General features: G+C 49.7%; 18 protein-coding genes. 7 read left to right on the forward strand and 11 right to left on the reverse strand.

Annotated elements, in window-relative coordinates:
- Window positions 1–36: 36 nt before the first annotated feature.
- Both prpC and prpB read right to left on the reverse strand, forming a co-directional pair.
- The gene (gene prpC / locus WHR59_RS18625; protein WP_043015330.1) at window positions 37–1,206 is read right to left on the reverse strand and encodes a bifunctional 2-methylcitrate synthase/citrate synthase; all 1,170 of its coding nucleotides are present in this window, start codon (window positions 1,204–1,206) and stop codon (window positions 37–39) included.
- A gap of 124 nt (window positions 1,207–1,330) precedes the next feature.
- Window positions 1,331–2,212, reverse strand: coding sequence for a methylisocitrate lyase (gene prpB, locus WHR59_RS18630; RefSeq protein WP_043015329.1), 882 nt, complete (start codon window positions 2,210–2,212; stop codon window positions 1,331–1,333).
- A gap of 252 nt (window positions 2,213–2,464) precedes the next feature.
- On the opposite strand from prpB, the gene prpR reads away from it, so the two are divergent.
- Window positions 2,465–4,075, forward strand: a complete 1,611-nt coding sequence (gene prpR / locus WHR59_RS18635) for a propionate catabolism operon regulatory protein PrpR (protein WP_181230716.1) — start codon at window positions 2,465–2,467, stop codon at window positions 4,073–4,075.
- 32 nt (window positions 4,076–4,107) lie between these two features.
- Here the strand turns inward: prpR and yahO are convergent, their stop codons facing one another.
- Window positions 4,108–4,383: a DUF1471 family periplasmic protein YahO gene (yahO, locus tag WHR59_RS18640; protein ID WP_003830901.1), complete on the reverse strand. Its 276-nt coding sequence runs from the start codon at window positions 4,381–4,383 to the stop codon at window positions 4,108–4,110.
- 247 nt (window positions 4,384–4,630) lie between these two features.
- On the opposite strand from yahO, the gene WHR59_RS18645 reads away from it, so the two are divergent.
- The 4 genes from WHR59_RS18645 (at window position 4,631) to WHR59_RS18660 (ending at window position 8,741) form a co-directional block, all read left to right on the forward strand.
- A complete protein-coding gene (locus WHR59_RS18645) occupies window positions 4,631–5,263 on the forward strand; it encodes a LysE family transporter (protein WP_043015327.1) in 633 nt (210 codons plus the stop codon).
- Between the two features lie 79 nt (window positions 5,264–5,342).
- A complete protein-coding gene (locus WHR59_RS18650) occupies window positions 5,343–6,731 on the forward strand; it encodes a diguanylate cyclase (RefSeq protein ID WP_047413160.1) in 1,389 nt (462 codons plus the stop codon).
- Between the two features lie 219 nt (window positions 6,732–6,950).
- The gene (locus WHR59_RS18655) at window positions 6,951–8,048 is read left to right on the forward strand and encodes a 4Fe-4S binding protein (RefSeq protein ID WP_338843368.1); all 1,098 of its coding nucleotides are present in this window, start codon (window positions 6,951–6,953) and stop codon (window positions 8,046–8,048) included.
- Window positions 8,049–8,231: 183 nt separating this feature from the next.
- Window positions 8,232–8,741, forward strand: a complete 510-nt coding sequence (locus WHR59_RS18660; RefSeq protein ID WP_223306664.1) for a hypothetical protein — start codon at window positions 8,232–8,234, stop codon at window positions 8,739–8,741.
- Window positions 8,742–8,840: 99 nt separating this feature from the next.
- On the opposite strand, the gene foxA is transcribed toward WHR59_RS18660, so the two are convergent.
- From foxA to pepT, 7 genes are all read right to left on the reverse strand, one after another.
- A complete protein-coding gene (foxA, locus tag WHR59_RS18665) occupies window positions 8,841–10,949 on the reverse strand; it encodes a ferrioxamine B receptor FoxA (protein WP_338843369.1) in 2,109 nt (702 codons plus the stop codon).
- Window positions 10,950–11,070: 121 nt separating this feature from the next.
- Entirely contained in the window at window positions 11,071–12,054 is a 984-nt protein-coding gene (locus tag WHR59_RS18670) for a helix-turn-helix transcriptional regulator (RefSeq protein WP_043015323.1), read from the reverse strand.
- 197 nt (window positions 12,055–12,251) lie between these two features.
- A complete protein-coding gene (locus tag WHR59_RS18675; RefSeq protein ID WP_338843370.1) occupies window positions 12,252–13,811 on the reverse strand; it encodes a methyl-accepting chemotaxis protein in 1,560 nt (519 codons plus the stop codon).
- Between the two features lie 286 nt (window positions 13,812–14,097).
- On the reverse strand, window positions 14,098–14,343 hold the full coding sequence (locus WHR59_RS18680; RefSeq protein ID WP_047413175.1) for a hypothetical protein: 246 nt from the start codon (window positions 14,341–14,343) through the stop codon (window positions 14,098–14,100).
- A gap of 91 nt (window positions 14,344–14,434) precedes the next feature.
- The gene (locus WHR59_RS18685) at window positions 14,435–15,070 is read right to left on the reverse strand and encodes a DUF2913 family protein (protein ID WP_047413178.1); all 636 of its coding nucleotides are present in this window, start codon (window positions 15,068–15,070) and stop codon (window positions 14,435–14,437) included.
- 298 nt (window positions 15,071–15,368) lie between these two features.
- Window positions 15,369–16,730 carry a C4-dicarboxylate transporter DcuC gene (dcuC, locus tag WHR59_RS18690; RefSeq protein ID WP_338843371.1) on the reverse strand — a complete coding sequence of 454 codons (1,362 nt, stop codon included), beginning with the start codon at window positions 16,728–16,730 and terminating at the stop codon, window positions 15,369–15,371.
- Window positions 16,727–17,983: a peptidase T gene (gene pepT, locus WHR59_RS18695; protein ID WP_047413179.1), complete on the reverse strand. Its 1,257-nt coding sequence runs from the start codon at window positions 17,981–17,983 to the stop codon at window positions 16,727–16,729. Before pepT ends, dcuC begins: the two co-directional genes overlap by 4 nt.
- 1,312 nt (window positions 17,984–19,295) lie before the next feature.
- Between pepT and WHR59_RS18700 the strand changes: the two genes are divergently transcribed.
- Entirely contained in the window at window positions 19,296–19,553 is a 258-nt protein-coding gene (locus WHR59_RS18700) for a YjhX family toxin (protein WP_003021255.1), read from the forward strand.
- A 10-nt stretch (window positions 19,554–19,563) separates the two neighbouring features.
- Window positions 19,564–20,310: an SAM-dependent methyltransferase gene (locus WHR59_RS18705; protein WP_080625665.1), complete on the forward strand. Its 747-nt coding sequence runs from the start codon at window positions 19,564–19,566 to the stop codon at window positions 20,308–20,310.
- A gap of 48 nt (window positions 20,311–20,358) precedes the next feature.
- Here WHR59_RS18705 and WHR59_RS18710 read toward each other — a convergent pair whose 3' ends face one another.
- Window positions 20,359–20,922: a DJ-1/PfpI family protein gene (locus tag WHR59_RS18710; protein ID WP_043015316.1), complete on the reverse strand. Its 564-nt coding sequence runs from the start codon at window positions 20,920–20,922 to the stop codon at window positions 20,359–20,361.
- Between the last annotated feature and the right edge of the window lie 176 nt (window positions 20,923–21,098).

Genomic DNA, 21,098 nt, shown 5'->3' on the forward strand with positions numbered 1-21,098 from the left:
GTACATTTCCTGTTTTTTATCTTTCGAGGTTTGGTATTAGCAACGTTCTTCAATCGCGACAAATTCGCGATCTTCCGGGCCGGTATAGTTGGCGGAAGGACGGATAATTTTGTTGTCCTGGCGCTGTTCGATGATGTGCGCCGCCCAGCCAGTGACGCGGGCGATGACAAACAGCGGAGTGAACATTTCAGTGGGGACGCCCATCATGTTGTAGGAAACCGCCGAGAACCAGTCGAGGTTCGGGAACATCTTTTTCGTTTCCCACATCACCTCTTCCAGGCGGTCGGCGATGTTGTACATTTTCAGTGAACCGCCTTCCTGTGAAAGCTGTTTCGCCACGCGTTTAATCACCTGATGACGCGGGTCGGCGATGGTGTAAACCGGGTGGCCAAAGCCAATCACCACCTCTTTGTTTTCAACGCGTTTACGGATATCCGCTTCAGCTTCGTCCGGCGTTTCGTAGCGCTGCTGGATCTCCAGCGACACTTCATTCGCTCCGCCATGTTTCGGCCCGCGCAGTGCGCCAATCGCCCCGATAATGGCGGAATACATATCGGAGCCGGTCCCTGCAATCACGCGACCGGTAAAGGTGGAAGCGTTAAATTCATGCTCGGCATACAGCACCAGCGAAATATGCATCGCCTTTTCCCAACTTTGCGACGGCTTTTCGCCATGCAGCAGGTGCAGAAAGTGGCCGCCGATGGAATCATCGTCGGTTTCCGGCTGAATGCGCTCGCCGTTATGGCTGTAGTGATACCAGTACAGAAGGATTGAACTGAGCGACGCCAGCAGCTTGTCGGCAATATCGCGTGCGCCGGAAACGGTATGCCCCTCTTTTTCCGGCAGCGTACAGCCCAGCGCGGAGACGCCGGTGCGCATCACGTCCATCGGATGCGAGGCGGCAGGTAGCGCTTCCAGCACGGTACGCACGTTAGCGGGCAATCCACGCAGCGCTTTTAATTTAATCTTGTAGGCGTTGAGTTCATCGCGGGTAGGCAATTTTCCGTGGATCAGCAGGTGCGCAACTTCTTCAAATTCGCACTGCTGCGCCAGGTCGAGAATATCGTAGCCGCGATAGTGCAGGTCGTTACCGCTTTTTCCTACGGTGCACAGCGCGGTATTTCCGGCGGTGACGCCTGACAGCGCAACCGATTTTTTAGGTTTAATGACATGGGTACTGTTTTGCAGGATCGTTGTGTCGCTCATGTTGTCCTCGTCATTTTTATAATATGTAGGGTGCTGAGGGTGTGCGAGTAGCTACGCAGGCCGGATAAACGCAGTGCCATCCGGCATTGCCTGATGGCGGCTTCGCCTTATCAGGCCTACGTGGCTACTTTTTTGTGTACAGCGCGTCGAGTTTCTCTTCGAACTGGTAGTAATTGATGCTTTCGTACAGTTCGTTGCGCGTCTGCATAATGTCGATAACGCTCTTTTGCGTTCCTTCCTGGCGCAGCACGTTATAAACCTTTTCCGCCGCGCGGTTCATGGCGCGGAAGGCTGACAACGGATACAGCGCCATCGCGACGTTCGCGCTGCGCAGTTCATCGGTGGTGAACAGCGGCGTAGCGCCAAATTCGGTAATATTGGCGAGGATCGGCACCTGTACCGCATCGGCAAACTGGCGGTACATCGCAAGTTCGGTAATGGCTTCCGGGAACAGCATGTCCGCACCCGCTTCAACGTATGCCTGGGCACGATCGATAGCCGCCTCTAACCCTTCCACCGCCAACGCATCGGTTCGCGCCATGATGACAAAGTTGGGATCGGTACGCGCATCCACGGCGGCGCGGATCCTGTCGACCATCTCTTCTTTCGAGACGATCGCTTTGTTCGGGCGATGACCGCAACGCTTGGCGCCGATCTGATCTTCAATATGCAGCGCGGCGGCACCGGCTTTGGCAATCGACTTCACGGTTCGCGCCACGTTGAACGCTGACGATCCAAAACCGATATCTGCATCCACCAGCAGCGGCAGCGGGCAAACGTCAGTAATGCGACGAATATCAGTCAACACGTCATCAAGGGTAGAAATACCGAGATCCGGCAGACCCAAAGAGCCCGCCGCGACGCCGCCGCCAGAGAGGTAAATTGCCTGATATCCGGCGCGTTGGGCCAGCAGAGCGTGATTGGCGTTGATGGTGCCTACGATTTGTAATGGATTTTCTTTGCTGAGCGCGGCGCGAAACGCCAGCCCTGGGGAGTGTAGAGACATATCCCGTCCTCTTGTTATCAACTTGTTAGCATTCGTTGATTTACTTAAAGCAAGGGGTATGCCAAAGACCTTAATTTTTAATTAATTTATGAATTTTAATTTAAAAACAATATATTAAGGTCAATCCTTGTCTCTGTGTTGCACAAAAGCGTGTCAGCTATCGTTTCATGAAACATTCCATCACGTTTCATTGCAACATTTATGAAACACAACTAAACCCTAATACTCGGTTCCTTACTTTTTGGGTTGGTTATGGCTGATACGCATCTTCCGCCGCGGGTGAACGATGACAAACCGGTTATCTGGACGGTTTCGGTCACGCGTCTGTTCGAACTGTTTCGCGACATCAGCCTCGAGTTCGACCATCTGGCGACCATCACCCCTATTCAGCTTGGTTTCGAAAAGGCGGTGACGTATATCCGCAAGAAGTTGGCCACCGAGCGCTGTGATGCCATCATTGCCGCGGGCTCCAACGGAGCATATCTGAAAAGCCGTTTATCGATTCCGGTGATCCTGATTAAACCCAGCGGGTTTGACGTGCTACAGGCGCTGGCAAAAGCGGGAAAGCTCACCTCGTCGATTGGCGTCATTACCTATCAGGAAACCATCCCTGCGCTTCTCGCCTTTCAAAAGACCTTCAATTTGCAGCTTGAACAGCGCAGCTATATCACCGAAGAAGATGCCCGTGGGCAAATCAACGAGCTGAAGGCCAGCGGCACGCAGGCAGTGGTCGGCGCGGGGTTGATCACCGACCTGGCGGAAGAAGCAGGCATGACCGGTATTTTTATCTATTCAGCAGCTACCGTGCGCCAGGCTTTTGTCGATGCGCTGGATATGACCCGGCTGACGCTGCGCAGAAACGGTCAGTACGCCTCTGGCGATACACTACGTACCCGCTATGCGCTGGGGGATATGCGCGGTCACTCTGCGCAAATGGAACAGGTGCGGCACACCATTATGCTCTACGCCCGTTCGCGTGCGCCAGTGCTGATTCAGGGCGAAACCGGCACGGGCAAAGAGCTGGCGGCGCAGGCCATTCACCGTGAGTTTTTCACCCGTCAGGACAATCGCCGCGGGAAGCCCTCGCCGCCGTTTGTTGCTGTCAACTGCGGGGCAATCACTGAATCATTGCTGGAAGCTGAACTGTTTGGCTATGAAGATGGCGCTTTTACCGGCTCCCGTCGGGGAGGACGTGCGGGCCTGTTTGAAATCGCTCACGGCGGAACGCTGTTTCTTGATGAAATAGGCGAGATGCCGCTGCCGTTACAAACCCGACTACTGCGCGTGCTGGAAGAAAAAGAGGTTACCCGGGTCGGTGGACATCAGCCGATTCCGGTCGATGTACGTGTGATTAGCGCCACTCACTGTAATCTGGAGCAGGAGATGAAGCAGGGAGAGTTTCGTACCGATCTGTTTTATCGCCTGAGCATTTTACGCCTTAAGCTGCCGCCGCTACGCGAGCGGTTGCCCGACATCCTGCCGCTGGCGGAAGGCTTTTTAAAACAGTCGCTGGCGGAGCTGGATGTGCCGTTTTCTGAACCCGTGCGTAAGGGGCTGGGACTGAGTCAACCGACGTTGCTCAATTATGGCTGGCCGGGAAATATCCGCGAACTGCGTAATATGATGGAGCGTCTGGCGCTGTTTTTAAGCGTCGAGCCGCAGCCTGAGCTGAATGTACAATTCCTGCAGCAGTTGTTACCGGAACTGGTCGTTGCTGCTGACTCCCCACAGCTATCCACATCGTTGACGCCGCAGCAGGTGCTGGCACAATTCAATGGTGATAAAACCGCGGCTGCACGCTATCTCGGAATTAGCAGAACCACGTTCTGGCGCAGATTAAAAGAAAACCCGCCAGTACAATGACCGACGGGTGGCGTATTTTTCACAGCAGCACGTTATTTTTTCTTGTAAATATTAGCTGTGCCATGGATTTTGTTATCCGTTTGGCCGGAGGTTAATACCACCACATCAGCGCCTTTCTCTTCAGCTTTCTTCAGCAGCTCTTCTTTAGCATCTGCAACAGAAACTTCATTACTCGTTGAAATATCACCGATTTTTGTGTACTGCGACTCAACCTTTTCAAACTCAAGTTTTGTCATAAATTCCGCAGCATAGGCGTTGGAAAAAACTAAAGCTAACGCACCAATAAGTACTTTATATCCAGTTTTCATATAAAAGCTCCAGGTTTTGTTATATATGCCATCATCGCCCCCTGAACATTCGACACGCGAGTCAAGGATGATTAATAAGTAGTTCAGGCTGATAAAAAGATCCAGAGCAGGCGGAAATATAAAGATATTTTGCTAATCGTTAAATACGCAAAACGCGCAGTGTGAGTGAATACGCAGAATGACGTGGATACTAAAATTATAGTGTTAGCTGACCCTGCTTCCGCCCTCACTAATGGATACGTTGTCTATGGAACCTCTGCACGCCGTCATACTCACCGTCAGCCTGTTTGTTTTAACTTTTTTTAATCCCGGCGCGAATCTGTTTGTGGTGGTGCAAACCAGCCTGGCGTCAGGACGACGCGCAGGCGTCATGACCGGTCTGGGCGTGGCCTTAGGCGATGCGTTTTACTCCGGCCTCGGGCTCTTTGGTATGGCGACGCTTATCACCCAGTGTGAAGAGATCTTTTCGTTGATTAAGATTGTCGGCGGCGCCTATCTGCTGTGGTTCGCCTGGAACAGCATCCGGCATCAGGCTACGCCGCAAATGGCAACGTTACAACAGCCGCTTTCCGCCCCGTGGTATGTGTTTTTCCGCCGTGGATTATTAACGGATTTATCTAATCCGCAAACCGTGCTGTTTTTTATTAGTATCTTCTCGGTCACCTTAAGCGCTGACACGCCAACGTGGGCCAGGTTGATGGCCTGGGCAGGCATAATATTGTCTTCCGTTATCTGGCGTATTTTTCTCAGTCAGGCGTTTTCATTGCCCGCCGTGCGCCGTGCTTATGGCCGAATCCAGCGGGTTGCCAGCCGGGTGATTGGCGCCATTATCGGTGTCTTCGCGCTCAGGCTTATTTATGAAGGTATTAGCCATCGATAAGAGAGTTTAACTTGACCATCGTGAGGTAATTGTCCGTAATACCGCCTGAATTTTTAATCGCACGTTGAGTGGCAGTGAGATGGAACAGGTTGAACCGGTAAACGACACATTACTCCTTACAGAATGGCAGGCGCTGATACGACAAACATCGCCTGAAGTTCACACGCTCCTGACATCGTTAAGCGATGAAGAGATCCGCCATTTAGTGACCGTTTTTTATGACTATATGCTCTCCCACGCCCAGAGCGCATTATTCCTCAATACAGAACAGGTCAGTACCCGCCTCAGCGGCAGCATGTTTGACTGGCTGCGCAGCGTCCTTGGCAGTGCGCATGAAGATCTCTCACAACTGCTGGCCAAACAACGCAAAATTGGCGTGGTGCATGCCCGCATCGGTCTGCCCATCGATCTGGTGAACCGCGGCGCGCGTAAGCTCAAAGATGAGCTGTATCGGGTGTTGAAAACCAAAGCGGACTATTCGTCCTCTCTGCTGAGCGATGCTATCTGTTTCAGCAGTCTGGCAATGGATACCGCACTGGAGGCCATGACAGTCTCCTATTCCCCAAGCCATCAAAACTCGCTGCATACTCAGGAGCAGTATCGTCTGCAGACTATTTACGATGACGTTAACGTCGAGCGTGAGCGGCAAATCCGTTCGTTTACTGACTGGGAAAACCAGTTTATCTATAACATTGCCACCGCAATGCCTTTCGGTGAAATGGTATTTCTGGCGAACTCTGATTTTGGTATGTGGTTCTCGCATAAGGGAAAACATATTCTTGGCAACAGCAATTTGCTCAACGAAATGGAATCACTGATTGCAGAGATCGACACTCGTCTGACGACCACCCTGTCACCTCAGCATCAACCGACAGAGCCCGAACGGATGAGCTTATTACAGGATGTTCGCCAGCTCTCAGCAAAAATCCATTTCCTGCTCGCCTCAATGTTTGAGGCGCTGGTTAAGCAGGAAAATGGTAAAGATTCGCTGACCCAGTTGCTTAACCGCCGCTTTATTCCGACCATCATGCGACGCGAAATCTCGCTGGCGTTACATGCGCGTAAGCCTTTTAGCCTGGCAATGCTGGATATCGACTACTTCAAGCAAATTAACGATAACTTCGGACATAATACCGGTGATCTGACGCTCAAAAGCGTCGCGGCGGTTATTTATGATCATATCCGTAGCAGCGATTACGTGTTCCGCTACGGTGGTGAAGAATTTATGATTCTGCTCGTCGAGTCAGATGAATCGCAGGCCAGTATTATTCTGGAAACGCTGCGTATGAAAATTGCCGGGATGCGCATGGCCGCCTCTGCGACAGAAACGTTTTCTATTACCGTCAGTATCGGTATTGCCGAATATGACTATCATCCCGACTACAAACAACTGGTTGATAAAGCCGATCGCGCACTTTATCAGGCAAAAAGTAATGGTCGTGACCGCGTTGAGGTTTATCAGGAATAACCATTGCTCTGCAGAGAAATAAATACCCCGTTCAGGGTATTTATCTGACCTGTGATAAATATCAGGCTGTTATTATTATTCAGGTATTTTCGCATGATAAAAATAACAGCCGCGTAATAAGATGCAAATCAAATACACCAAATCTGAATAGCGCTAGCATATCCCGGTGATGACGCCTTCTGAATGCAGAAGGGGAAATATGAGGGACAGTATAAAATCATGAACGGGAAGAAGAGAACGCGCTGGCAGCGCCGCCCAGGCACGACCGGAGGCAAACTGCCCTGGAATGACTGGCGCAATGCCAGCAGTTGGCGAAAAGCCACCCAATTTCTCCTGCTGGCTATCAATATTTATATTGGCGTGACGTTCTGGTATTGGGTCCGCTATTTCGAAACCGCCGGTACCAGCGTCTATGTACCAAGGCCCGGCGGTATTGAGGGATGGCTACCGATTGCGGGCTTAATGAATATCCGCTATACGCTGGAGACCGGTTTTCTTCCGCCCATCCATGCCGCCTCCATGCTGCTGTTAGTTGCGTTTATCCTGATCAGCCTGTTGTTAAAAAAAGCCTTCTGTTCGTGGTTATGTCCGGTGGGCACGCTTTCCGAACTGCTCGGCAATCTGGGCAAAAAATTATTCGGTCGCAACTTCACGTTGTCGCGCTGGCTGGATATCCCGCTGCTCAGCCTGAAGTATTTGCTGCTGAGCTTCTTCTTGTATATCGCCCTGTCGATGCCCGCCCAGGGGATCCAATATTTTCTGACCTCAGCCTATGGCATCATTATCGATGTCAAGATGCTCGATTTCTTTCGCCATATTGGCTCCGCCACGCTTATCTCCGTGGTGGTTATCAGCATTCTGAGTCTGTTTATTCGCAACGCCTGGTGTCGTTATCTGTGCCCTTACGGCGCGTTGCTTGGGCTTTTCTCGCTGCTCTCACCGTTTAAAATCCGCCGCAATGCCGACAGTTGCATCGACTGCGGGAAATGCGCGAAAAACTGCCTGTCGAATATCCCGGTAGACAGACTGATTCAGGTGCGAACCGTGGAATGCACTGGCTGCATGACCTGCGTTGAATCCTGCCCGGTAGCCTCAACGCTGAGCTTTTCCCTGCAGACACCGCCAGGTGCGCAAGGCAACGGTGGTAAACCATTATGGCGCCAGACGGCGCTGTCGGGTGTTGCCATGACAATACTGGTGCTGGGAATTCTGTTTGCCACTATTGGTTACGCTGTATATGCCAATGTCTGGGATACACCGGTACCCGATCACATGTATTTCCAGCTGATCCCGAAAGCAAACATGATCGGCCATTAATTCTTTATCAGTCTGTTCAAAAACCCTGCCAATTCTGGCAGGGTTTCCCGCCTGTTACATCATTTTAAGACTATTGAACTTGTGTCATCGTGTCCTCGTTTATACAACCTTAACTATCACCCGTAATCATTTCTCTATTCTGTTATGGGCGACTGGGACCACAATAATGAACGGGATAACATCATGACTAAAATAAAACTGGCACTGCTATTACCTTTATTTCTGGCGGGCTGTACGATGAGCGACGGAGAATTAAGAAACGCCTACGCTCAGCATTATCAGCAACCCGCCGCCTATGTCGATATTTATAAGCAGAAAATAGCCAGCATGGATATTAATGCGCTGGCCCAATATGCCGCCGCAGAAGATAAGAAAAAAATGCGTGGGCAGCCAAGGCTGAAAATCGACGAATTCATTACCATTGAGAACGTGCAGGCGAAAGGAAATCGGGTGGTCTACGATTACTCGCTGTCCGAAAGCTGGCTGGCGCTGTCTGCAGATAAACAGCGCGAAAAGCAGACCAATATGAATAAAGACCTGGTCTACCGTACCTGCTCGCTGGAAACGGTACGCCTGGCGCAGGCCAAAGGGCTGGAAGAAGAGCATAACTACTACAGTCAGTACCCAGACAAGGTCGCCTTTACGCTGAGAACCAGCGCGCAAATTTGTATGCAAAACGGTTTTACAAAATAGCCGCAATCCACTATGCCTGATACGCTGCGCTTATCAGGCATACAATTTGCGCGCTGCCGGAGGCCGGATAAGGCGCCAGCGCCGCATCCGGCTAAAGCATCAGAACTTCCACGAAACGCTACCAACAATGCTGCGCTCGGCGCCGAAGTAGCAGTACGAGAGCGAGTTACAGGCCGCAACGTAGCGCTTGTCGGTCAGGTTGTTGACGTTCAACTGTGCGCTCAATCCTTTAATGCCGATATTCGTTAAGTCGTAGCCAATTGCCATATCCACCAGCGTGTAGGACGGCAGAGTGTGAGTATTCAGGCGATCGCTGGCAATACCATTCACATAACGTACGCCTGAGCCCAACGTCAGGCCGTCCAGCGGGCCGCTTTTCACATCGTAGCTCAGCCAGGTACTGGCCTGGTTACGCGGGGCATACACTGCGCGCTTACCCTGCTCTTCCGGGCTGCTTTTCTTATAGCGAATGTCGGTATAGGTATACGCCGCCTGCAAACGGAAGCTATCCGTCAGTTGGCTAATTGCCTCCAGTTCCACCCCTTCAGATTCAATTTCCCCAATCGAGCGGTACGGATCGGTCGGCTCTTCTTTGGTGGCGATATTCGTCTGATTGATACGGAATACCGATGCGCTGAACTGGCTGTTGAGCCCTTCCGGCTCATATTTCAGCCCGGCTTCCCACTGCTTGCCTTTCATCGGATCCAGCAGATTACCGTTCTCATCGGCAAAGCTGGTTGGCGTAAAGGCAGTGGAATAACTCACGTACGGCGCAAAGCCGTTATCGAATAAATAGAGCAGCGCGGCGCGGGTACTGAAGTTGTTTTTATCCAGATCGCTGCGGGTATCGTTGATCTTATCAATGTTAGAGACGCTGACCTGATCGTAGCGACCGCCAAGCGTAATACGCCAGCGATCCCATGACATCTGATCCTGTAAATAGTACCCCGTCTGACGCAGCTTGTGCTTTTCGCGCGCATACATGTCGATGTAATCAGGCTTCGCGCCGTACACCGGATTAAAGGCGTTAATCGGCGGGAACGCGCCGTAGTAGCCAGTGGTATTATTGCTGCGATCCTGATAGTCGATCCCCACCAGCAGACGGTGGTTAACCTGCCAGGTATCAAAGCTGCCGTCGAGCTGGTTATCCAACGTAATCGCCGACATTTTTTCATCGGAGCCGGAGTAGCCGCGATTAAGTTCGGTTTCATTCAGCCAGCCCGCCGCATAGACCTGGTTCAGCTCCACGTCGGTATGCAGGTAGCGCAGCTTTTGCCGCACCGACCAGCCGTTATCAAACAGGTGCTCAATGTGGTAGCCCACCATGTTTTCACGGCGATCGTATTTATCATAATCATCCTCGCCTTCGTAAAAGGTGTTGGAGATCTTTTGTCCGTAATGCGGAACCACGGTGCCGTCATACGGCAGACCAGAATGGCTACCGCCTTCCGGGTCACGGTGCAGATAGGCCATCAGATCCAGACGCGTCTGGTCGGTGATGCGCCAGGTCAGGCTGGGCATCAGCGCATAACGTTCTTCCTTCAATGGACCAAACTGCGAGTCCGCGTAACGCGTCATTCCGCTCAGTCGCGCCGCCACGCGATCGTTATCATCCAGCGCCCCGGTGACGTCAAACGCCGCGCCGCGTTGGTTATTGTTGCCGGCAAACAGCTTTACTTCTCCACCCGCATCAAACGATGGCTTACGTGAGGTCAGCGCCACAATACCGCCCGGAGAGGAGCGGCCATACAGTACGGAAGCCGGGCCGCGCACCACTTCGATATCTTCGAGGAACCACGGATCGACCACCAGCGAGCTGTGAGAGTTGGTGTCGCCCATCATCTTCAGACCATCGAGATAGACGTTGTCCAGGCTGCCGTCAGAAAAGCCGCGCAGCACGATGTAGTCAAAGCGATTGGAAGCGCCAATCTGATTGCTGTACACCCCCGGCGTATAGCTGACGGCCTGGCGCACGCTGGTTGCGCCCTGCTCTTCAAATTGTTCACGGGTAACGATCGATACCGACTGCGGCGTTTCAATATCCGGCGTGGCAAGCTTCGTGGCCCCGCTCTGCATCTGTGAGGTGACAACCACCGTATCGTTTTTTGTTGTTTCCTGCGCCAGCAGAGGAAAAGCCACGCTGCCGGTAACCCATCCCACCAGCAGCGCCAAGCGAGTCTTCGCGAACATGAATATCTCCAAAGGCATGTCTAATTGTAAGTGAGAATTATTACCTTTTTGCTGACGGAGATAGCTATGCCGGATGCCAGGTTGCCTATGCGCAGTGCCAAATTGTCAGGAAATCACGTGCGTAAAACGCAAATATGGATTAGCAAGGTTTGAGCAAATCGCCCGGCGAAAAGCCGTAACGGCGACGAAAAGCGGTAGAAAAGTTGGTGGCGTGCTGATAACCCGACATCCAGGCCGCCTGTTGTACGCTGTATCCTTCCAGTAGATAGCCGCGCGCACGTTCCAGACGGCAATCGCGCAGGTAGTCGAATACCGAACAGCCATAGGCTGCGCGAAACTTACTCCGCAGGCTGCTGGGACTCATCGCCGCGCGTTGGGCCAGTTCATTAAGGGTGTAGTCATTTTCGGGACTCTGCTCCAGCAGACGGCGAACGACCTCCAGCCGTTGTTGCTCACCGCTGGCCGCAAGGCGTTTGCCGCTCTCAACCTGACACACGCTAAGGCCATGGCCGAACAGTTGTAATATCAGCCCTTCCAGCATCAACTGGCGAGAAACATGGCTAATCGTGCTCTGCTGCGCGTACTGCAGTCCGCTGAGTAAAAACCCCGGTACCTGCCATATAAGCGTCGGTGTCTGGCATCTTTCCCACTCACGCATCAATGATTCAAGCAACCCCGTGCGCCACGCGCCGTCGGGATACAGACCAAGCGATAAGGTTCGCAGTTTGCAGTCGGCATGATGGCGGGCACGCATCGTCTGGTGCTCGCTCAGGCGTGAGCTAAACGCCATCCCGGAACGCACCATATGCTCCTGCCCGTTGAGCGTCAGGATCACGCAACCTTCCATGACTACCAGCATATAGAGAGGGCTGCTGTGGCGGGAGGTGGTTTCGTAAGGTTGCAATACCTGTACGTCGGAGTGCGTCACGCACATTCCGCAGGGGAGCGTCATCTCCTCCACCTCACCTTGCAGAACGGGGCTGCAGGACGGTAAATCCGGCTTTTGCGCCAACAGGGGAAAACGGTAATCAATCCCGTAGCGTTCACCAAAATCCATAAACTCGCTGACGGAGAAGGTGCGAGCAACGCGTCTGGAGGCATTCAGGGCGGTGGTGTTCTTCATGCTGTCTTCTGCACAGGAAATGGGATTAACGATTTATCACTGAAGCAACATTACCATTCCCTGAACAACACGACAATAATAATGAGAACTATTATCAATTAAATAATAACGCAGTCTCTCGCCAACCCGCCATCTCATCAGGCGGAATAACCCACTGATGAGATGAGCAGCGCCGGGTTAACGCCCTGAACACTATGCTACGATTTTTCTTCCACCTGAAATACAGCCACCGCCTCGGACAGCATGGCCGACTGCTCTTCCACACTGCCTGTCGTGGCGGCAATCTCCTCAACCAACGATGCGTTCTGTTGAGTCACTTGCTCCATCTGCGTTACCGCGACCCGGATCTGTTCAATACCGCGGCTTTGTTCTCCTGATGCGCCGGAGATATCTTCCATTAATACGTTGATGTTGCGTATCGCTTTGGCGAGATCCGCCATCATGACCCCACTATTTTCAGCTATCTCAACGCCTTCTTTGACGCTGATTGCCGCTTTGGCTACCAGTTCACTGATCTCTTTCGCCGAGGCGGCGCTACGCTGGGCAAGGGTTCTGACTTCACTGGCTACAACGGCAAACCCACGCCCGGATTCACCTGCGCGTGCTGCTTCAACCGCGGCGTTTAACGCCAGGATATTGGTCTGGAACGCAATACTATCAATAACATGTGATATTTCGTTTACGCTTTGCGCATTGATGCTGATCAGGTGAATTTTCTCGACCATCTCACTCATCAAACGCTCGCCGCGCAGGGCCATTTCTGTGCTTTCACTGGTCATGGCAGATGCCTGGTGGGACTTATCGGAGTTATTTCTTGTCGTTACCGAAATCTGTTCCATGCTGGCAGCTGTTTCCACTACTGCCGCCGCCTGCTGCTCCGTTCTGGTCGATAAGTCTGAATTACCGGAAGCAATTTCCTGCATACCCGTATTAATCGATTCGACGCCATCGCGAATGGTGCTGACCGTCTCACGCAGACCGTTCTGCATATTTTGTAAATTCAAACACAACAGACCTATCTCATTATTACCCGATACCTTAACCGGATGACTCAGATCGCCTTTGCCAATCCGTGAAAAATGCTCAGACACGATATTTAATGGCCGAATGATTGTCCGGTTCATCCAGATATTGCAGATAAAAAAGATAAGTACTGTTACCATCAGGATCACAGATACCTTCAGTACTGACTTATTAAACTGAACGTGGGTCTGTTCTACGATCTTTTCACCGACCAACAGTGTTGATTTGTAATAATTCTCCACCTGGCTATCAAAGTTTTTGCGAATAGCAAGCAGTTCAGGCTCGATAGTTACTTGTGTATCCACAATACTGCCGGTAGAAATCATCTCATTTAATTTATCAACATGTTTTTGTGCCGCATTCATTTGTTGCTCAAAGGCAGCCCTGATAGCTTTACCGATCTGCGGATCATCAGCGGTTAAACCCGGTATGTCCCAGAAATTATTGAACTGTTTTCTGGCTTTACCAATCTCCTCTTGCGCCTGGCTCAATGTTTGTTGAGTATCAGACATATTATTCAACTGAATGTTATCAAGTCCCCCTCTTATTTTATAAACAGCCTCAGCAACCTGATGCAATGCATCCTGTTCCTTAATGACATTATGCAGTAAAAGTGTACTTTTTTGGTTCTCTTTGAGATCGATGAGCTCAAATCCATTAGAAAAAAACTGCATAAAAGTGAATAACAACAGCAATAATAACAGACTGGTTTTAATCCTCATATCCTTTAACATTTGAACATCTCCATAACAATAAAGTTCATCCACGACCTAATTGTTATCGACCCGCAAAGAAATACCTTAACCTGTAAAATAGTTAATTATCAGAACGTATTTTTGCTGGCTTTCTCGTCATAAATTAGTTGCACGAACCCACACTCTGCGGCCGGCCGCATATATCTCAAGCAGGGATAAATAAAACCAGAACAAACCCACATTAATATTATTTATGGATAATAAAATGATACGCAAATTGAACGCCAACAAGCCATTGAGAATAGCTGAGTTGGCGTTATCTGACTTAAACCAGGCAGCGAATATAGACGGTAACCTCTGCCTGTCTATCGCCCGGAACCCGCACCCAGGACAACGAATCAACGGTGATTGGCGCCATTTCATTTTCTAAGCGTAATAAAGGCGTACTGCCATCTGGCGTACCTGTGCTTTCCGCTATCTCGAGAACGCCCCGAAAAGAAATGGATACGTTGTCTGAAATATCAGACAACCTAATCCATTCGCTGCCGATCGCTAACTTTCGCGTAAACATTCGCTATCCTTGGCGCGTGGTTTATATCCGATACATTGATATGTAGATCAATACATTGTTCGAATTATCAGCACTCTGCTCAGTTCGTCAGTTAAGCATTACTTACCTGAAGAAAATGGAAGTGGTAAAACTCATTCGATATGTGCTTTACAAATTCAACTGCGAGGTTATGTTTGATGAAAGTTAACTTTGCAAACTCAACATCACCATACACCCGGATACAGAAGGGGTTAACAATCTCTCCCTGAATGCCAAAGCACTCCTGGAGTCTGGTGTCATCCATAAAAATAAAATTACCGTCTCTTACCTTAATTTTTTCATGCAGATCTCGCCATTTCTCCGGCGTAAGCAAAAAGCTTTCCCAGCCATTATTTCTCAATACCTCGATCGTATGAGTAAACTTAAAATAGTCGTTTTGCATTGTTACATCACCACTCGAAGTCGAGTACAGGTATTCTATTTTAAATTTAAGCTGTGCATTGAGGCTTTTTTTCTTTCCTTCATCAATTAACCACTGAAGCTCATTGACGATACTCCTTGAAAAGAGTTTTCTTTTTTTAGCGATGGCCAGCCAATGCATAATAAAAAGATGTTCTGACATTTTAGAGTTAATCTTACGATCCTGTGTTGCGATACCGATTGCAACTAATGCACTCCAGGTAAACGCTTCCAGGTCATCCTGATAATGGTGTCGTAACGTACTAACTTCCCCTGAATCTTTTACCACTGAAACCTGCCCAAATAAATCATTATTTCATGTCGACCTTGCATCATTCCATTTAAAAAACTACTACAACGAAAAACCTCAAAATATGATCCAGATTAATATATTTCAATGTAAAAAAAGAACTCTGAAACACATTATCTTTATTAATCATTAATAGTTGAAAGGTTGACCACAAATAATAAGAATAGCTCAATAAAGCTGAAAGCTAATAATAATCACCAGCAATCAATGCAACAACATATCAAACCAGAAAACCTCCAGATTCAATGAATCGGAGGTTTGCCTGTGCCTGCAATTGTTAATAGAAAATACCGATGATCAGAGTATGAGTAACAAAACCTACGATCAACGGCACGGCGGTCCGCTTCACCACATCGAATGGGGTTATATTGGCTCCGCTGGAAACGGCAATCACCACGCCGGATACCGGTGAAATTGCCCGTCCCATATGCGATGCCTGCTGCATCGGCAGGATCATGGCAACAGCATTAGCCCCCATGCTGGCGGCGATTTGCGGGATGAGCTCAACAAAGGCGAGGAATGGCGCATTTCCCGAGCCCATAATGATAGCCGCGGCCAGCGTCACCAACGCAAATACCACCGCCATGGCAAACGGTGGTAACCCCACGTGTTCAGCCATCAGTATAAGTTGGTCGATAGCACCGATAACCTTAATGCCATGAGCAAAAACCCCCGCCGCCACCAACAGTCCAACCACGCCAGTAAACGCAGTGCCCATTCCCTTAAGGAAATGGCTGAATCCTTCGCATACCGACTTTAAATCACGCACCCGCAGCCACTCGATCAGCATACAGATTGCCATTGAAATGAGGACAATGGTGATAATATTCAGGTTAATACCGCTGACGAACATCTCGGATGATCCTACTGCCATCAGTATTGGTAGCATCGGAAGCAGCGCGTAAAATGCCGGGGCTTTTCCTGAGTCAGTCACCTCAGCGCTACCGATTTCCCGTGGTAACGTCCCCGCTTTACGGTCACAATGTCGCTGCCAAAAAAAATGGCAAACGCCGACGACCAGAACCGTTGCCAGCGCGGCGGGTCCCTGGTGGTAGACAACATATTCCACCACATCCATATTGACCGCTTTAGAGCCCCGGATAGCATCGATTGCCGTCGGGGTGTAAGCCACGCCAAGCGAAGTGGCAATAACCCCGGCAGCCGAAGCCGCAGAAAGCCCTAATCCCAGCATAATGGGGAACATCGTCCCCATCAGCAATACGGCAAGCCCGGTTGCTGAAGGAATGGCCAACTGCAGGAGGCTGGCGAGCAGGTAGGAGAAAAAGAGCAGCACATAGGGTGAACGCAGCGTCCGTAAGGGTTTCGTGACGACGCGCACGACCGCTTCATTTGCCCCGATGTGGTCCATGTAATGCGCAAATCCCATTAACGCCATGATCATCAGGCCGAGATCGGCGGCACGGGTGCTGAAGAGATCGCGCATCACCTCGAAAGGATCAAGGAAGGAAATCCCCGTACTGGCAACGCCCTTCGGTAATACCGTCCCCCATCCGGTTAACGCGGTGCAAATCATCAGAACTAAGCCCGCAATAAATAGCACAGGTTCAGCGCGATAACCTTTCAGAATCAGACGCGCCACCATCACGATAACCAGAAGCGCGATTAACACCTGAATCATGGCTGAGCTCTCCGCTGCGAGAACTCAGTATACGTTTCCTCAATGACCGCCACCACGACATCGCTGGCAGCCCGTAAGGAACGCACCGGCAGATACTCATAAATTGAATGGAAGTTATGAGCACCGGTAAAAATATTTGGGCACGGCAATCCTTTTTGCGACAGAACCGCGCCATCATACCCGCCACGCATAGCGACAGGGGCTGGGGTAATGCCACATTTCTGATAAGCGCGTAATGCAATATCAATCGGATAGCGCGCATCACCCTGCAGGCTATTAAACACATTCTGATAGCGATCGGCTAAATGACAGACCACGCTGTTTTCTCCCCACAGCGCACAGGTGCTTACGGCAAGCTGACGGATAAACGCCATTCGCGCCTTATAACCTTCTTCACTGAAGTCGCGGATATCCAGCTTAAGGACCGTACGGGCGCTGTTACCCTGTAGCTGTTTTACCCAGTAATAACCTTCGCGCCCTTCCGTATACTCAGGCGCTTCTCCCCCTGGTAGCATCGCAATAAACTTATGCGCCATCAGCAGTGAGTTCTTGAGCTTACCTTTGGCCGACATCGGGTGTGCGGACTGCCCGGTAAAGATGATTTCCGCATCACCTGCATTCCAGTTTTCGTAAACAAACTCACCGATACCGCAGCAGTCCAGGGTATAGCCAAAATCAGCACCAAATGCCGCAACATCAAACGCTTTTGCGCCACGCAGGCCCTGTTCCTCGTCCGGGACAAAACCGACTTTCACCGGCCCATGTTTAATCTCCGGATGCGTAATCAGATACTCCAGGGCATTCATAATTGCGGCGATGGCGGCTTTATCGTCTGCTCCTAACAGACTGGTTCCATCCGTTACCAACAGGTCATCACCGATATAATTTTTCAGTTCTGGAAATTCACTTTCGCGCAGGTAAATATTCAGCTCTTTATTCAGGCATAAATCCCCCCCGCGATAATGCAGACGCTGTGCTTTGGTGTCTGCGGTCTGTTCCGCACTGGTATCCAGATGACCAAAAAAGGAGACCACCGGGATCGCGTCATCGGTATTGCCAGGTAAGGTTGCCGTCACAATAGCGGTATCCCTGACCTCAATGTTTTCCATTCCTAATGCTTCAAGTTCTGCTGCAAGCAGTTTTGCCAGTTCCATTTGACCTGGGGAAGAAGGCATTATCCCATTAGCGCCGTTTTCCCTTGATGTCGTGGTATTGATTTTCGTGTAGTTTATAAAGCGTTCAACAATATCCATTCCAGGTGATCCTTAATGTATCATTTAAGAGGTACTGCGAGAGAAGACCAGCATGCAGCGCGGGTTGATGAATCTGAAAACCGAATAAAATCAGCGTTCATCCCAGAACGCTGATTTTATGGGCACTACGACAACGATTTATATAAAGGAAGATAAAAAGGCCAGTGGTTGTACCTGTGATTAAAAACTCCTTTCTGATTGATGAAATCATATTCCCTGTCTGTTTTTACTGCTATTTCCCATGGTGTTGAGCTAACAGAAGTCATAAATATTATCCGTATACCTAAGAGATAATAGAAATCATTTAGATTCCTGTATTCTGCACCGGTATAAGACGTACCATCGCTATATTTTTTTAATGAACGAATACTGTTACAGCTACATGCAACCGTTTGCACTTCTCTACAAATAGCCAGTTAACGCACTAAAATCCGTGAACAAAATCACAATTACTTCAAAATCACGCTTTTCTCATTACCATGAAAAACAGTTAGTTATAAGAGAAATCATATAGTACCCCTATAAATTAAGGTGGATTAATACTATTCACAATGGAATATGTTCATAGTGGTACTATTTCAATATTACAAAACCCGTTGAACAAAGATCTCACAAGACATTATTAAAAAGGCTCCAACAACAATATTAATATTTTATTCAAAGTGCTTAACAAATTTATCCACATACAAAAAAAACCTCTCCCCTGAGAAGAGATTCAGGGCAGAGGTAATACGGGTGTTAAGGACATATTTATAGTTTTAATGATAACAGAAGAGCTTCTTGCAGGATCGAGTATACACACTTAGCAACATTAAGAAAATTCTTAAAACAATGAAATTAAAAATTTAATTTAAAACCACTTTTATAATCAAGAAGTATTTATCAAAGCAAAAAAGCAAGCAACAGAAAACTTTAATCGCATTAATCAATGATGTCATAATAATTAAACAGCAACGCTGCGTGGCTAACGATGACGATATTTACGATGTTCAAATATTAAATTATATTGATACATCAACGCATTTTCACATAACAAGAATTAAAAAGTCGTTAAATAAGCAAAATACACTTTTTCGTTACTGATCACACTTCTTCCACAGGGAGATTCCCCCTGCTGTTCCTTGCTGGTATGATTCAGCAGGTAAATACCTTCTAACTCAACCCGAGGCTTTGATGCTGGAGAATGTAATCATCTGATAATCAGCTTCCCGACCTTTTCAGGCCGGACTGGTTATCAATGCGCCGAAATCGAATGCGGACACCGCTGTGTGTTTGCACGTTTTGCACATGATGATTAAACAGGTTTTCCAGTATGAATTTATCCCGTCAGGAACAACGTACCTTACACGTTCTCGCCAAAGGTGGTCGTATTGCTCACGTCCGCGATGCCTCAGGCCGCGTCACTTCCGTCGAATGCTATAGCCGCGAAGGATTGCTTCTCTGCGACTGCACACTCGACGTATTCAAAAAGCTCAGAACCAAAAAGCTGATCAAATCCGTCAATGGTCAGCCCTACCGTATCAATACTACCGGGCTGAACAACGTTCGCGCCCAACTGGATAATCGCTAAGGAGAGAGAAATGGATATCCCGAAGATTTTTACAATCAGCGAAAGCGCACATCGCATTCATAATCCGTTCACCGCGCAGAAATACGCCACGTTAGGTCAGGCTTTGCGAATGGCCTCAGGCACCCGCATCCTGGACCTTGGCAGCGGATCGGGTGAGATGTTGTGCACCTGGGCACGCGATCATAATATTTCCGGCGTAGGTCTCGATATGAGCATGCTGTTCAGTGAGCAAGCCACTCTACGAGCCAAAGAATTGGGCGTCACTGAGCGCGTGCGTTTTATTCATGCCGATGCAACAGGTTATATCGCTGAAGAAAAATTCGATATTGCCGCCTGCGTTGGCGCAACCTGGATTGCAGGCGGCGTTGCCGGAACGGTCAGACAGCTGGAACAAAGTCTCAAACCCGGCGGGATCATACTCATCGGCGAACCATACTGGCGTCAGATGCCCGCAACGGAGGAGATTGCCCAGACTTGCGGCGCGACGTCAGTGACTGATTTCCTCTCTCTGCCGGAACTCGTTTCGTCTTTCGACCAGCTCGGTTATGACGTGGTTGAAATGGTACTGGCTGACCAGGAGGGTTGGGACAGATACGAGGCGGCAAAATGGTTAACGATGCGCCGGTGGCTGGAGGCAAATCCGAACGATGACTTTGCCCCGGAAGTCAGAGAACAACTGAGAGGTTCACCAGCACGCCACGTTGCATTCACCCGTGAATACATTGGCTGGGGCGTGTTCGCACTTATGCAGAGGTAATAGGTAAAGTCGGTATAGCCAGGCAGGTTGTACCGACTTTCTCATGGCTTACTTCATTAATACTTCAACAAATTTAGCCAGCCATTGCGGATGCGCGGGCCATGCCGGCGCGGTAATCAGATTGCCATCAACGTGGGCCTGGTCAATACCGATGTCTGCGTAATGTCCACCGCTCAGACGAACCTCTGGCGCACAGGCCGGATAGGCGCTACAGGTCCGATTTTCTAACACCCCCGCCGCCGCTAACAGCTGAGGCCCATGACAAACCGCGGCGATAGGTTTACCGGCTGCGTTGAAATCTTGCACCAGCTTGATGACATCCGGATTCAATCGGAGATATTCCGGAGCACGTCCGCCAGGGATCAGCAGCGCGTCGTAATCTGCGGCCCGCGCCTCGGCAAAATTCGCATTCAACGTAAAACGATGCCCGGGCTTTTCACTGTAGGTCTGCGCCCCATCAAAATCATGAATAGCGGTTTGAACGTAGTCACCCTGGCTTTTATCCGGACAGACAGCATCAACACGATGGCCCAGCATTTGCAGTGCCTGAAAAGGCACCATCGTTTCATAATCTTCGACATAATCTCCGACCAGCATCAGTATCTTCTTCATTCACATCCCCCGCTCTCGATTATTAATGATGAGAAATAACGGCCATCTTTACTATAGCCCACGCATTTCACGGCATTAATAAATACAACAGAACACGCCGTCACCCGACGTCAGAAAGTAGTTATCCTTGTCCCTCCATCAGATACAGGCATGTGATGATTCACCGCCGGCTGAAC

The organism is Citrobacter europaeus, assembly GCF_037482245.1.
GTDB classification, from domain to species: domain Bacteria; phylum Pseudomonadota; class Gammaproteobacteria; order Enterobacterales; family Enterobacteriaceae; genus Citrobacter; species Citrobacter europaeus.

What these genes read in the sequence shown, in the direction of transcription:
- pepT (WP_047413179.1), bottom strand. Translation starts at nt 17,983, where the DNA reads ATGGATATTGTTGAACGCTTTATAAACTACACGAAAATCAATACCACG.
- yahO (WP_003830901.1), bottom strand. Translation starts at nt 4,383, where the DNA reads ATGAAAACTGGATATAAAGTACTTATTGGTGCGTTAGCTTTAGTTTTT.
- prpC (WP_043015330.1), bottom strand. Translation starts at nt 1,206, where the DNA reads ATGAGCGACACAACGATCCTGCAAAACAGTACCCATGTCATTAAACCT.
- dcuC (WP_338843371.1), bottom strand. Translation starts at nt 16,730, where the DNA reads ATGATTCAGGTGTTAATCGCGCTTCTGGTTATCGTGATGGTGGCGCGT.
- prpB (WP_043015329.1), bottom strand. Translation starts at nt 2,212, where the DNA reads ATGTCTCTACACTCCCCAGGGCTGGCGTTTCGCGCCGCGCTCAGCAAA.
- WHR59_RS18650 (WP_047413160.1), top strand. Translation starts at nt 5,343, where the DNA reads ATGGAACAGGTTGAACCGGTAAACGACACATTACTCCTTACAGAATGG.
- WHR59_RS18660 (WP_223306664.1), top strand. Translation starts at nt 8,232, where the DNA reads ATGACTAAAATAAAACTGGCACTGCTATTACCTTTATTTCTGGCGGGC.
- foxA (WP_338843369.1), bottom strand. Translation starts at nt 10,949, where the DNA reads ATGCCTTTGGAGATATTCATGTTCGCGAAGACTCGCTTGGCGCTGCTG.
- WHR59_RS18700 (WP_003021255.1), top strand. Translation starts at nt 19,296, where the DNA reads ATGAATTTATCCCGTCAGGAACAACGTACCTTACACGTTCTCGCCAAA.
- WHR59_RS18680 (WP_047413175.1), bottom strand. Translation starts at nt 14,343, where the DNA reads ATGTTTACGCGAAAGTTAGCGATCGGCAGCGAATGGATTAGGTTGTCT.
- WHR59_RS18670 (WP_043015323.1), bottom strand. Translation starts at nt 12,054, where the DNA reads ATGAAGAACACCACCGCCCTGAATGCCTCCAGACGCGTTGCTCGCACC.
- WHR59_RS18645 (WP_043015327.1), top strand. Translation starts at nt 4,631, where the DNA reads ATGGAACCTCTGCACGCCGTCATACTCACCGTCAGCCTGTTTGTTTTA.
- WHR59_RS18675 (WP_338843370.1), bottom strand. Translation starts at nt 13,811, where the DNA reads ATGTTAAAGGATATGAGGATTAAAACCAGTCTGTTATTATTGCTGTTG.
- WHR59_RS18655 (WP_338843368.1), top strand. Translation starts at nt 6,951, where the DNA reads ATGAACGGGAAGAAGAGAACGCGCTGGCAGCGCCGCCCAGGCACGACC.
- WHR59_RS18710 (WP_043015316.1), bottom strand. Translation starts at nt 20,922, where the DNA reads ATGAAGAAGATACTGATGCTGGTCGGAGATTATGTCGAAGATTATGAA.
- WHR59_RS18705 (WP_080625665.1), top strand. Translation starts at nt 19,564, where the DNA reads ATGGATATCCCGAAGATTTTTACAATCAGCGAAAGCGCACATCGCATT.
- prpR (WP_181230716.1), top strand. Translation starts at nt 2,465, where the DNA reads ATGGCTGATACGCATCTTCCGCCGCGGGTGAACGATGACAAACCGGTT.